The organism is Kitasatospora sp. NBC_01300 (genome assembly GCF_041435235.1).
In the GTDB taxonomy this organism is placed as follows: Bacteria; Actinomycetota; Actinomycetes; order Streptomycetales; family Streptomycetaceae; genus Kitasatospora.
This window is the reverse complement of sequence record NZ_CP108408.1, coordinates 287,535-300,078: the sequence shown is the minus strand read 5'-3', so window position 1 is coordinate 300,078 and position 12,544 is coordinate 287,535. Positions and strand designations below refer to the sequence as shown.

7 protein-coding genes are annotated in these 12,544 nt (G+C 76.2%); 2 read left to right on the top strand and 5 right to left on the bottom strand.

Annotated features, from left to right (window positions below; all coding sequences use genetic code 11):
* Positions 1–58 precede the first annotated feature (58 nt).
* Complete coding sequence (locus OG556_RS01505) at positions 59–901, bottom strand: alpha/beta fold hydrolase (RefSeq protein ID WP_371515453.1); 843 nt, start codon at positions 899–901, stop codon at positions 59–61.
* A 93-nt stretch (positions 902–994) separates the two neighbouring features.
* Here OG556_RS01505 and OG556_RS01500 point away from each other — a divergent pair, with 93 nt between their 5' ends.
* Positions 995–1,555, top strand: a complete 561-nt coding sequence (locus tag OG556_RS01500) for a helix-turn-helix domain-containing protein (protein WP_371515452.1) — start codon at positions 995–997, stop codon at positions 1,553–1,555.
* A 74-nt stretch (positions 1,556–1,629) separates the two neighbouring features.
* Here the strand turns inward: OG556_RS01500 and OG556_RS01495 are convergent, their stop codons facing one another.
* Positions 1,630–1,989: a zinc ribbon domain-containing protein YjdM gene (locus OG556_RS01495; protein ID WP_371515451.1), complete on the bottom strand. Its 360-nt coding sequence runs from the start codon at positions 1,987–1,989 to the stop codon at positions 1,630–1,632.
* Positions 1,990–2,277: 288 nt separating this feature from the next.
* Between OG556_RS01495 and OG556_RS01490 the strand changes: the two genes are divergently transcribed.
* Positions 2,278–3,516, top strand: a complete 1,239-nt coding sequence (locus OG556_RS01490; protein ID WP_371515450.1) for a styrene monooxygenase/indole monooxygenase family protein — start codon at positions 2,278–2,280, stop codon at positions 3,514–3,516.
* 61 nt (positions 3,517–3,577) lie between these two features.
* On the opposite strand, the gene OG556_RS01485 is transcribed toward OG556_RS01490, so the two are convergent.
* Genes OG556_RS01485 through OG556_RS01475 form a run of 3 tightly spaced genes read right to left on the bottom strand, consistent with a single transcriptional unit; the run spans position 3,578 to position 12,523 of the window.
* Positions 3,578–4,606, bottom strand: a complete 1,029-nt coding sequence (locus OG556_RS01485; protein WP_371515449.1) for a hypothetical protein — start codon at positions 4,604–4,606, stop codon at positions 3,578–3,580.
* On the bottom strand, positions 4,603–5,859 hold the full coding sequence (locus OG556_RS01480) for a CHAT domain-containing protein (protein WP_371515448.1): 1,257 nt from the start codon (positions 5,857–5,859) through the stop codon (positions 4,603–4,605). The genes OG556_RS01485 and OG556_RS01480 overlap by 4 nt, the downstream gene beginning before the upstream one ends.
* Before the next feature lie 4 nt (positions 5,860–5,863).
* Positions 5,864–12,523, bottom strand: a complete 6,660-nt coding sequence (locus OG556_RS01475) for a tetratricopeptide repeat protein (protein ID WP_371515447.1) — start codon at positions 12,521–12,523, stop codon at positions 5,864–5,866.
* Positions 12,524–12,544 lie beyond the last annotated feature (21 nt).

The following is a 12,544-nucleotide window of genomic DNA, read 5'->3' as shown; positions in this document are numbered from 1 at the left end:
GGTCGGGGGCGGCGACCGGGTCGGGCGGCCGGTCGATCGAGGCCCGGTGGCCCACCGCTCAGCTGCGGTCGAGGAGTTCGCGGATCCGGTCGGCGACCACGTCGGGCCGCTCGCCCTGGATGAAGTGGCCGGCGTCGACGGTCTCGTAGCGGCCGTCGGGGAGGGTTTCGGTCCAGCGGCGCTGGTGTTCCTGGAGGGCGGGGTGGGTGCGTTCGCCGCCTCGGCGGGGGCGGTCGGCGGACAGCAGGACGGTCGGGCAGCCGGGGGGTGCCGGGGGTTCGGCGCGCAGCCGGGGGACGGCGGCCGCGACGGCGCGGAACTCGCGGCGGGTCTGGGCGAGGCCGGCCGGGACGAAGTCCTCGGCGAGCATGGTCTCGTAGGTGTCGGTGGGGAAGGTCCGGCGGGCGGTGCCGCTGAGCAGACGGGCCAGGACGCGGCTGCGGGCCAGGGGTTGGGCGATGGCGAGCGTGCGGTCGACGCGGCGGGCGATCCGGTCGATGGCGTCGAAGTCGGGCGCGGTCTCCGGTGTGGTGTCGACCATCAGGATGCCGCGCAGCCGGGGCGCGAGGCGCTGGTACGCGAGGCGGGCGACCAGGCCGCCCATGCTGTGGGCGACCAGGACGAACCGGTCGGGGGCGACGGCCTCGGCGAGGGCGACCAGGTCGTCCGCCAGGTCGGCGAGGTCGAGCGGGGCGTCGGTGCGGGCGCTGCGGCCGAAGCCGGCGCGGTCGTAGGCGACCAGTCGGGCGCGGTCCGCGAGCAGCGGCAGGACCGGGTCCCAGGAGACGCGGCCGAGGCCCTGGCCCGACTCGAAGAGCACGACGTCCGTGCCGTGTCCGGACTCCTCGACGTAGACCGGTCGCCCGTTGACGGTGATGGTCCGCCCGTTCGTCTGGCGCATGGTGCTTCCCCCCTGGGAACCGGCACCCGGGTCGTCTCCCGGGTGCACTGTTTTCATCTTTGATAATGATAGCGACTGTGAAATCGTGGGGCAATGGACCTCGATGCGGCAGACCTCCTCCTCCACCCGGTGCGCCTGCGCGTGGTGCACGCCCTCGCCGGAGGGCAGGTGCTCACCACCTCGCAGCTGTGCGAGCGGCTGTCCGGCGTGTCGAAGGTGACGGTGTACCGGCACGTCGCGCTGCTCGCCGAGGCCGGCTTCCTGGAGGTCGCCGAGGAGCGCCGGGTGCGCGGCGCCGTCGAGCGGCACTACCGGCTGCGCGAGGACCGCCCGGTCGTGGACGCCGCCGCGGCCGCCGCGATGACGCGGGAGGACCACCGGCGGGGCTTCGCCGCCGCGATGGCCGTCCTGATCGCCGAGTTCAACGCCTACCTCGACCGCGAGGACGCCGACCCGGCCGCCCAGGGAGTGGCCTACCGGCAGGGCACGTTCTGGCTCGACCCGGCGGAACTCGCGGAGTTCAGCGGCGAGTTGCGCGCCGTCCTGGAGCCCCGGCTGGCGAACGGGCCGGGGCCGGGCCGGGAGCCGTACCTGCTCAGCCCGATCCTCTTCCCCACCGCGCCGCCGGCCGCCGACACGCCCCCGGCGCAGTAACGCGGAACGGCGGCGGCCCGTACGAGCACCTGCTCGTACGGGCCGCCGCCGTTCCGCGCCGGGCGCGGGCCCGGTCAGGCCTTCTTGACCACGCTCGACTTGAGCTGCATCGCGCCGAACCCCTCGATCCGGCAGTCGATGTCGTGGCCGTCGACGCCGTCGACCAGGCGGATGTTGCGGACCTTGGTGCCCGCCTTGATGCCGGAGACGCTGCCCTTGACCTTGAGCGCCTTGACGACGGTCACGGTGTCGCCGTCGCTGAGCACGTTGCCGACCGCGTCCCGGATCACCCGCTCGCCGGGGCCGGCCGGTTCGGCGCCGCCGCCTGCCGCGGGCATCCACTCGTGGCCGCACTCCGGGCAGACCATGAGGGCGTTCATCTCATAGGTGTACTCGTTGGAGCACGACGGGCACGGGGGGAGGTGGTCGCTCATGCGCGCGGGCTGTCCTCTCGGGTCGGGTCGGGGGTCGGCGGCTCGCCAGCATGTATGAAGTTGAAGAATTTTTCAAATCGCTTGTTCGGTGGCGTTCGAACGCGGACGGTGACGTTCCCGGCCGGGCGTGCGCGGGCCGTGGACGCGGGCGTCCGATCACTGGTATCCAGGCCACTGGCAGCGCGACTGACGGCCGGCCGGCGCCCGCGACCCCCGACGGGCTCATCGGCCCACGGGCGTACGGATGTTGAGGCCGGGTCAGGACGTACAACCAGGAAAGCGGAGACGATGCGCAGAGTTCTGATCGTCGGCGCCGGGCAGGCCGGCCTCCAACTGGCCCTGGGGCTCCAGGCCCACGGCTACGACGTGACGGTGATGACCGACCGCGACGCGGACACCGTCCGGAGCGGGCGGGTGCTGTCCACCCAGTGCATGTTCGACGCCGCGCTGCGGACCGAACGCGACCTCGGCCTGGACCTCTGGGCGGACACCGCACCCCGGATCGAGGGTCTCGGAGTCTCCGTCGCCGGGCCGGAGTCCGCGCGGGTGATCGACTGGGTCGGGCGCCTGGACGCGCCCGCACAGTCCGTCGACCAGCGGCTGAAGATGCCCGCCTGGCTGGAGGTCTTCGCCGGGCGCGGCGGCCGGGTCGTGGTCCGCCCGGTGACCGTCGGGGACCTCGAACACCTCTCCGGCTCCTACGACCTGGTCCTGGTCGCGGCCGGCAAGGGCGACCTGGCCGCGATGTTCGAGCGCGACCACGAGCGCTCCCGGTTCGACCGGCCGCAGCGCGCGCTGGCCGCCAGCTACGTGTACGGGCTCGGCCCGCGCCCCGAGCACGACTTCCCCGCCGTCCGCTGCAACGTGGTGCCCGGCGTCGGCGAACTGTTCGTCATGCCGGCGCTGACCGCGGCCGGCCCGTGCGACATCCTGCTCTGGGAGGCCGCCCCGGGCGGCCCGGCGGACGCCTTCGACGGGGTCCGCGACCCGGCCGAACACCTGCGGGTGACGCTCGACCTGATGAGGGACTTCACTCCTTGGGAGTACGACCGCGCCCGGGCCGGAATCGAACTCACCGACGCCGGCGCCACCCTCGCCGGGCGCTTCACCCCCGTCGTCCGCCACCCGGTCGGCGAACTGCCCGGCGGCGGAGCGGCGCTGGGCGTCGCGGACGTCGTCGTCCTCAACGACCCGATCACCGGCCAGGGCTCCAACAACGCCGCCCGGTGCGCGGCCGGCTACCTCGCAGCGATCCTCGCGCACGGCGACAAGCCGTTCGACCGCGACTTCATGCGGGCCGCCTTCGACCGCTTCTGGCAGGTCGTGCGCCCCAGCACCGTCTGGAGCAACGCGATGCTCGCGCCGCCGCCCGAGCACGTCCTGCAGCTGCTCGGCGCCGCCGGCCGACTCCCGGCCGTCGCCGACCGGTTCGCCAACGCCTTCGACGATCCGGCCGATCTGGAGCAGTGGTTCCTCGACCCCGTGAAGGCGGCCGCCTACCTGGAGTCGTTCGCACCGCAGGACTGACCTGCGCGGCGGCCGGCGCGGATCGGCCGGGGCGCCCTGGCGGGACGACGGGCCCGGCCGGTCAGCGGGAGTGTGCGGCGAGGCTGAGCAGCAGGTGGGCGGATTCGGGGTGGTGGAAGTCGGAGTGGGCGCCCGCCGGGTTGAGGCGGGTGGCCAGGCCGCCGCGGTAGACCCGGGCGGCGTCGATGTTGACGATCGGGTGGTCCAACTCGGCGTGCGGGTAGGGGGAGGCGGTCGGGCGCAGCCGGGTGCTGAACTGGGGGACGGGGGCGGTGCCGGTGCCGGAGTGGCCGATGCCCGGGCGGCCCTCGGCGCGCAGGTGCCAGAAGCCGGTGGCGCGGTCCCAGCGGGAGTGGGTGAGCACCAGCGGGCCGCGCAGCGGGGCGCCGGGCCGGCCGGGGCCGAGGAACAGCCGGGGGAAGAGGTGGGTGAAGGCGTCGCGGGGCGCGGCCATCTGGAAGATCAGCGCGCTGTCGACGGTGAACGGCCGGGTGGGGTCGCCCGGCCGGCTCCAGCCCAGCACCGGTGGCCCGGCGGGCCGGTCGGCCGCGTACTGGACGGCCTCGCAGAGGAAGCGGCCGCCGAAGGAGTGGCCGACCAGGTGCAGGTACTGGCCGTTGCGGTTGGCCAGGACGCGGGGCGCGGCCGGGTCGCCGCGGTCGGCGTCCAGGTAGCCGAGCAGGTGGCCCAGGACGCGCCCGGCCTGCCCCTGGGCGCTCATGGCGTGCGCCCGGGCCCGGATCCGGCGGTAGCCGGCCGGCGACGGCAGGCTGGAGGACGGCCAGCGCACCACCACGCACCACGGGCGGAACCCCTTGGCCAGCCCGGGGTAGGCGGTCGGTGCGGACCGGTGCAGGGCGGCGGCCTCGGTGAGCAGGGCGGCGGCCGAGCGGTCGGCGGCGGCGGGGCTGGTCTGCCAGCCGTGGACGTAGACGTAGACGTCGGTCGCCCGCGGGGGGATGCGCAGGTGCCGGGCGAGGTGTTGGGCGATCCGGGCCTCGGGCACCGGCGTGCGGGTGCCGGGGACGAGCAGCCGGCCCTCCTCGTCCAGGTCGACGGTGGCGGTGGCGATGGGCGTGGGCGCCGTCACGGGGTCAGCTCCAGGATGCTGTCGAGGCCGCAGTGCAGGGAGTAGGTGAGCGCCAGCGGGTTGCGGTACTCGCGGGCGAACCGCCGGACCAGCTGCTGGGTGATCTCGCCCGCCGTGAACTCCCCGGTCAGGTAGAGGTCGAGGAAGGCGAAGGCGTACTCGGCGGCGAAGACCTGCGGGATCTCGATCTGCGGGCCGAGCACGCCGTTGGCGCCGAGGTCGACCAGGGCCCGGCCGAGGTGCTCCAGTTCGGCGGCCGTGGACTGCCCGGTGTGGCAGGCGTTCAGCAGCACGAACGGCCGGAACATGGCGTCCGGCGCCTCGGCGTGCCGGCGGCGGTGGCGGCGCACCAGGTCGGCGTCGATCTGGCGGTCGTCGGAGAGCCGGACGGCGAGCTGCTCGTACGGGGAGTCGCTCGCGACGAACTGGCCGTGGCACCAGAAGTACATGACGTCCTCGTCCAGCACGGCGGAGGACAGCGCCTTGAGCAGGGGTTCGGACTCGGTGCGCACGGTCAGCTGGGAGCGGTCCTCCAGCAGTTTGCGGACCTCGGGGGCCCGGCCGACGTCGGTGAGCTGGTCGTCGGTGTTGAGGCTGGTGACGGGCCTGGTGCGGGCCGGGTACGGCGGCTGGATCGGCGGGTAGCCGGCGCCGGTCTGCTCGACCTGGTGGCGGTGGCCGAGGAAGTCCGCCCACGGGTCGGTGTGGCCGCCGTCGACGGCGAGCATCGGCCAGGGCAGGTGGAGGTCGGAGTCGAAGCTGATCCGCAGTGAGCCGTGCTCGGTGAGCGTCCGGGTGAGGTACTCGCGGAAGACGGTGAGCTCGCGCTCCGGACCGTCGAGCATCACCTCCAGGAAGTACCGTCCCTCCTCGGCCAGTTCGGCGACCTGACGCTCGGCGACGCCGGCCAGCCGGTTGAAGTCGACGGCCTGGGCGAAGGGGTAGCCGCCGATCGGCTCGGGGTCGTACTGGACCAGGCGGTCGCGCCAGATGGTCCGCAGCCGGGAGGCCCGGGCGAGCAGGGCGGGGGCGGACACCTTCAGCTCCGCGCGGTGGGGGCGGGACCGGGGCGTGCGCTCGCCGGGCCGGAAGGCGGAGACGAACAGGTCGTCGCGGTGGCGGCGCAGCGAGACCACGAGGTCCAGCGGGGCCGGTTCCTTGGCCTGCGGGGCGTCCGGCGCCTGTTGCCGGGGGAGCCGGGTGAAGTCGGCGGAGGGGTTCTGGCGGATCTCGACGAGGAGGTCCCGGGCCACGCGATTACTCCTCGTCCTGGGCGATGTCGGTGGTGTCGGCGGTGTCGGCGATACGGGCGGCGGGGCCGGGCGGGACGTCGACGACGGCGGACAGGTCCTGGAGCACGGCGCCGTGCCCCCGGTCGTAGACGGTGATCCGGACGGTGTGCGGCCCCGGCACGGACGGGGTCAGCGCGAAGCGGACGGGCTCCCCGGCGGGGCTGTAGTCGGCGACGGGCGGTTCGAGCACGGCGTCCGAGGCGGCGACGGCCACCAGGCGCAGGCCCGGTAGTTCGCCGGGGTCGGTCTGCGGCACCTCGGGTTCCAGCCGCAGTTCCAGGTGCACGGTGGCCCGCACCGCCGGCTCGTCGAGCAGGGTGAGCCGGGGCCGCCAGGCCGTCCTGGCCGGCGCGGGCGCCGGGGGCCGGTGCCGTGACCCGCGCGAGCGCCGGACCAGCGCGGCCGGCTCGGACGGTTCCGGCCCGAGCTCCGCGCGGACGGGGGCGGACGGCAGCGACTCCGGCCCGCCGCCGTCGAGCGGGGCCGGCGACCGCGCCGCGCCGTCTTTGAGTCGGGCCAGGGCCGTCCGGCTCTCCACCGCCAGCGGATGGCCGGGGCCCATCAGGGTCCGGCGCGCGGTGTGGACGGCCGCCAGCAGGCCCTGGGAGGCGTCCCGGCGCCCGCTCGCGGCGAGCGCGGCGGCCAGGCCGACGGCCAGGGTGGGGAACACCGGGAGCAGCCCGGGGCGCAGGGTGCCGAGGCTGAGGGCGACGTCGTCGGCGTGCCGGTGTCCGGTCAGCAGTGCCCCGGCCGGGAGCCGGTCGGCGACGATGCCCTCGTACACCCGCACCGCCCCGAGGGCGTCGCCGGCCCGCAGCCGTGCGTGGGCGAGGCTCTGGCGGATGCTCAGGGTGAGGGTGTTGCGCGGGCCGTGGCTCGCGGCGCACTCCTCGGCGAGTTCCTCCAGCCGGACGACGGCGCGCAGCGGTCGCGGGCCGCAGGCCAGCAGGAGCGCGTGGGCCTCGCGGGCGGTGAGGGTGGCGTCGTCGGTGCTGCCGAGGGCGTCGTCCGCGCAGGCGGCGAGGGTGGCGGCCAGGCGCACCGCCGCGTCGTGCTCCCCGTTGAGGTGGCGGGCGACGGCGAGGACGCACCCGGACCGGACGAGGCCGGGCAGGGCGGGGCCGGCCGGTCGGGTCCAGTCCGCCGTCAGGGGCGACAGTTCGGCGATCGCGCCCTCGTGGTCCCCGGCGAGCACCAGGGCCTGGGCGAGGCCGTACCGCACGGCGTGGGCGAGGAGGTGTTCCGGGCCGAGGGCCGATTCGGCGGCGGCCAGCGCCTCCCGGTAGCAGGCGGCGCCCTCCGCGTACCGGCCGGCCTCGACGAGGTTGAGCGCGATGCTGTCCCGGTCGTCGATGGCGTCGAGAGCGTCGGGGGAACCGGGAACGTCGAGGGCGCCGGGGCGTTCGGCACCGAGGAACCGGGTGCGGTCGGCCAGCAGGGCGCGGTAGAGCGCGTCGGCGCGGTCGTGCTCCCAGCGACGGCGGTGGGCGTGGGCGAGGTCGGCCCGGGCGTCGAGGGTGTCGGGGTGGCCCTGGCCGTGGACGCGCTCGTGGTCGGCGAGCAGCATCAGCCGTTCGACGATCTCCTGCCGCTGCCGGCCGGCCCGGGCGTGGACGGAGGCCAGGCCGGAGCGCTCGCCGAGGGTGTCCGGGTGGTCCGGGCCCTGGACCCGGGTCCGGTGCGCGATCAGCTCGGTGAACAGGGCTGCGGCGCGGTCGAGTTCGCCGGTGGCGAGGACGGCTTCGGCGAGTTGGGAGAGCTGGTGGAGGGTGTCCGGGTGGTCGGGGCCGTGGATGCGCGCACGGTCGGCGGCCAGCGCCTCCCGTTCGGCCTCGGCCTGGTGCAGGAGGCCCGCGAGCCGGCGGTCCTGGGCGAGGCTGCCGCGACAGGCGAGGGTGTCGGGGTGGTCCGGGCCCTGGAGCCGGATCCGGTCCCGCAGCAGGGCCTCGTCGAGTTCCGTCGCGGGGCGGTGGTCGCCGCCCGACCGGTACGTCCAGGCCAGCAGGAACCGGGCGCCGAGGGCGTCGGGGTGGTCGGGCCCGAGCACCCGCCCGGTGTCGGCGACCAGGGGCACGGCCAGGTCGAGCGCGCGTCGGAGGTCGTAGCCCGCACGGTAGGAGGAGGCCTGCCACCAGCGGGCGTTGAGGGTGTCCGGGTGGTCGGCGCCGAGCACCCGGGCCCGGTCGGCGGCGACGGCGCCGAAGGCCTCGGCCGCGCGGCGCTGGTCGTCCGCGTCGCGGTGGGCGGCGGCCTGCCACCACCGGGTGGTGAGCGTGTCGGGGTGGTCCGGTCCGAGCGCCCGCTCCTGGTCGGCCAGCAGCGCCGTGTACAGCTCGGCGGCGGCGGGGTGGTCGCCCGCCGCCACCACCGACCGCGCGAGGCCGAGCCGCGCGTCGAGGGTGTCGGGGTGGTCCGGTCCGAGCGCCCGCTCGTAGTCGGCGACCAGGGCCCGGAACAGGTCCACCGAGCGGCCGTGCGCGGCCGCCTCGCGGCAGGTCCGGGCCAGGCCGAGCCGGGTGTCCAGGGTGGTGGGGTGGTCGGCGCCCAGGACCCGGGCCAGGTCCGCGGCCAGTGCCTCGTACAGCTCCAGGGCGCGGTCGAGTTCGCCGGCCTCGTGGTGGCCCGCCGCCTGCGAGCGCCGGGTGCCGAGGGTGTCGGGGTGGTCGGGGCCCTGGATCCGGGTGCGGTCGGCCACCAGCGCGGAGTGCAGCTCTGCGGCGCGGCGGTGGTCGCCCGCCTCGGCGTGCGCCCAGGCCAGGGAGCCGCGGGCGTCCAGGGCCAGCGGGTGGTCGGCGCCGTGGATCCGGGTGCGGTCGGCGGCCAGGGCCTCGTAGCGGGCGATGGCGTGGCGGTGGTCGTTCGCGGTGGAGGTGGCCCAGGCCAGTCCGGCGCGCGTGGCCAGCGTCTCGGGGTGGTCGGCACCGCGGATCCGGGTGTCGTCGGCCACCAGCGCGTCGAACAGCTCCACCGCGCGGCGGTGGTGGCCGGCCCGCTGGTGGCCGTTCGCCTGCCACCAGCGGGCGGTGAGGGTCTGGGGGTGGTCGGCGCCCAGGATCCGGCCGCGATCGGCCGCCAGCGCGTCGTACAGCTTCACCGCGCGGCGGTGCTCGCCGGCCTGCTGGCAGTCGTGTGCCAGCCACCAGCAGGCGTTGAGGGTGTCCGGGTGGTCGAGGCCCTGGATCCGGGCCCGGTCCGCGACGAGCTCCTGGTGGAGCTCCAGCGCCCGGCGGTGCCGGCCGGCGGCGGTGAGCGCCTGCGCCAGCGCCAGACGGGCGCCCAGGGTGTCGGGGTGTTCCGCTCCGTGGACGCGGGCGTGGTCGGCCACCAGGGCTTCGGACAGCGTGACGGCCCGCCGGTGGTCGCCCGCCTCCCGGCAGCTGTCGGCGTGCCACCAGCGGGTGTTGAGGGTGTCCGGGTGGTCGGGGCCCTGGAGCCGGGCGCGGTCGGCCGCCAGCGCTTCGTACAGCTGCGCCGCGATCCGGTGCTCCCCGGCGTCCCCGTGCGCGGAGGCGAGCCACCACCGGGTGCTGAGGGTGCGGGGGTGCTCCTCGCCGTACAGCCGGACGCAGTCGGCGACCAGGTCCGCGTACAGCTCCACGGCGCGCGGGTGGTTGCCGCTCTCGTCGTGGGTCCGCGCCAGCTGGAGGCGGGCGCCGAGGGTGGCGGGATGCCCGGCGCCGAGCACCAGGGTCAGGTCGGCCAGCACCCGTTCGCGCTCGGCGAGCGCCTCCCGGATCCGGCCCGCGCTCTGGAGCGCGTAGGCCAGGCCGGTGCGGGCGTTGAGGGTCTGCGGGTGGTCGGGGCCGTGGACCCGGTCGTAGTCGGCCACCAGCCGTTCGCGCAGTTCCACGGCCAGCGGGTGGTGCTCCGCCGCGCCGTGCAGCCAGGCCTGCCAGCCGCGGGTGTGGAGGACGGCGGGGTGGTCGGCGCCGAGCACCCGCAGCCGGTCGGCGACGAGTCGGTCGCACAGCTCCGCCGCGTGTCGGTGGTCGCCGGCGTCGCCGAAGGCCCGGGCCAGGCTCAGCCGGGCCTCGAAGGTCTCGTGGTGGTCGGGGCCGTGGACCCGCTCGCGGTCGGCGAGGAGCTGTCGGCTTGCGGCGAGCGCCGCGCGGGGGCGACCGGCCAGCAGGAGCGTGCGGGTGAGGTTGGACCGTTCGTCCAGGGTGTCCGGGTGGTCCGGGCCCTGGACGCGGGCGCGGTGGGCCACCAGGCCTTCGAATTCGACCAGTTCACGGCCGGTCAGGCCCGCGACGCGCAGCGCGTAGGCGAGGTCGCTGCGCTCCTCCAGCGTGCCGGGGTGGTCCGCCCCCTGGACGCGGGCGCGGTCGCGGACCAGCGCCCGGTGTTCGTCCACCGCCGTCCGGAGTTGGCCCGCCTCGCGGTGGGCGTGGGCGAGACCGCTGCGCGCGTCCAGGGTGTGGGGGTGGTCGGGGCCGAGGACGCGGGTGTAGTCGCCGACCAGATCGGTGAACCGGGTGACCGCCGAGGCCGGGTGCCCGGCCTCGCAGTGGGCCGTCGCCAACCGGCCGCGTGCGAAGAGGGTCTGCGGATGGTCCGGCCCCTGCACCCGGACGTGGTCGGCGACCAGCGCCTCGTACCCGGCGACCGCGGCCCGGTGGTCTCCCGCGACGACGTGGGCGGCCGCGAGCCAGCCGCGGCTGGTGAGGGTGTCGGGGTGGTCGGCGCCGAGCACCCGGGCCCGGTCGGCCACCGCCTGCTCGTACAGGGTGATGGCCAACCGGTGCTGGCCGGCGGTGAGTTGGGCGTACGCGAGCCCGTTGCGGTGGGCCAGGATGTCCGGGTGGTCGGGGTCCTCCAGGACGCGGCCGGCGTCGGCCAGCAGCCGTTCGAACTCCGCCACCGCCGCCTGGTGCTGACCGGCCACCTGGAGGGCGTAGGCCAGGCCCGCGCGGCTGGTGAGGGTCTCCCGGCTGTCGGCGCCGAGCACCCGTGCCCGGTCGGCCACCACCGCGCGGAACTCCTCGACGGCGCGCCGGTGTTCACCCGCCTTGCGGTAGGCGTGGGCCAGGGTGCTGCGGTCGGCGAGGGTGGCCGGGTGGTCGTGGCCCTGGAGGCGGGTGCGGTCGGCCACCACCGCCCGGCAGAGCGCGACGGCGAGGGCCGGGTCGCCGGCCCGGGTGTGGAGCTCGGCGAGCCGCCCCCGGGTGGCCAGGGTGTCGGGGTGGTCGGAGCCCAGCAGGCGGGTCTGGCCGTCGGCCATCGCGGTGACCAGCGGGATGGCGAACACCCGCTGGGCCCGGTGGGTCAGCTCGCCGGCGGCCAGCCGGTACAGCGCGACGGTCTGCGGGGTGGGGTGCTCGGACGGGCCGCCGGCGGCCAGCTCGCGGATGTGCGGCAGCAGCGCCCGGCGCAGCCGGGGCCCGGCGGTCGGCCAGAGCCGGGCTGCGGCCTCGGCGAGCTGCTGTTCGGCGCGCCGGCGCAGCCGGCGGGCGCCGTCGGAACGGCGCAGCACGCCCTGGAGCAGGCGGTGCACGGTGACGGTGTCGCCGAGGGTGATCAGGTTGTAGTCGGCGAGCAGCCGCAGCGCGGAGTCGACCTCGGCCGGGCGGCGCGCGCCGAAGGGCGTCAGGACTTCGCGCGGCAGCGCCTCGGGGGCGTACCAGGCGAGCGTGCGCAGCAGCTCGACGGCGAACGGGGTGGTGGCCTGGACGGTGCGCAGGGTGGTGTGCCAGAGCCGGGAGACGGTGGCCACCGCGCCGGAGCCGGTACCGGAGTCGGAGCCGGAGTCGGCGTCGGGGCCGGTCGGGCTGCCGGTGCGCAGCAGCTCGCGGTAGGCGGCGAAGGTCGTGCCGGTCTGCTGCACGTAGGCGCCGGCCTGGGCGAGGGCGAGCGGGAGGTGGCCGAGTTCGTCGGCCAGGGCGAGCACCTCGGCCTGTTCGGCCCGCGCCCCGGGGTGGGCGGCGCCGCAGAGCAGCCGGGTGGCCTCGGGGGCGTCGAGGACGTCGATCCGCACCGGGCGGATGCCGGGGTGCCAGCCGCCGGCGCGGCGGCTGGTGACCAACTGGTGGCCGCGGCCGAGCAGCCGGCCGAGGTAGGGGGTGAGGTGGACCGGGTCCTCGGCGTTGTCGTAGACGAGCAGCCAGCGGTCGTGGGCGCGCAGCCAGGCGAGCGCCCACTCGACCTGCTGGCCGGGCGGGGCGGTGAGGGCCCAGGTGGGGTGGAGGTGGACGGCGAGGTCGGCGAAGGCCTCGGCGAGCTGCTCCTCGGACTCGGCGGTGATCCACCAGATCAGCCGGTAGTGCGCGGCCTCGGCGTAGGCGTAGTGCAGCGCGACGGTGGTCTTGCCGACCCCGCCGAGACCGTGCAGCGTGGTGGCCTGGGTGACCAGCCCGCTGCCGTCGCCGTCCGACAGCGCCTCGGCGATCGCCCGCAACGCGCCGTCGCGGCCGACGAGCCGGTCCGCGGCGCGGGGCGGCAGATTGGGTGCGGGGGCGCTCGCCTCGACGGTCAGCGCGGCCCGCGCCGCCTCGGGCGGCAGCACGGCCGCCCGCTGCTCGGCGTGCGGGTTCCCGGCGGTGGCGGGCGAGGCCGGGCGGCGGCGCTGGTCGAAGGCCTCGTGGTCGGGCAGGCCGCCCTCGGGCCGGACATGCGTCGTCCTGGACATCAACACTTCGGCGCCCTCACC

What these genes read in the sequence shown, in the direction of transcription:
- OG556_RS01505 (WP_371515453.1), bottom strand. Translation starts at nt 901, where the DNA reads ATGCGCCAGACGAACGGGCGGACCATCACCGTCAACGGGCGACCGGTC.
- OG556_RS01500 (WP_371515452.1), top strand. Translation starts at nt 995, where the DNA reads ATGGACCTCGATGCGGCAGACCTCCTCCTCCACCCGGTGCGCCTGCGC.
- OG556_RS01495 (WP_371515451.1), bottom strand. Translation starts at nt 1,989, where the DNA reads ATGAGCGACCACCTCCCCCCGTGCCCGTCGTGCTCCAACGAGTACACC.
- OG556_RS01490 (WP_371515450.1), top strand. Translation starts at nt 2,278, where the DNA reads ATGCGCAGAGTTCTGATCGTCGGCGCCGGGCAGGCCGGCCTCCAACTG.
- OG556_RS01475 (WP_371515447.1), bottom strand. Translation starts at nt 12,523, where the DNA reads ATGTCCAGGACGACGCATGTCCGGCCCGAGGGCGGCCTGCCCGACCAC.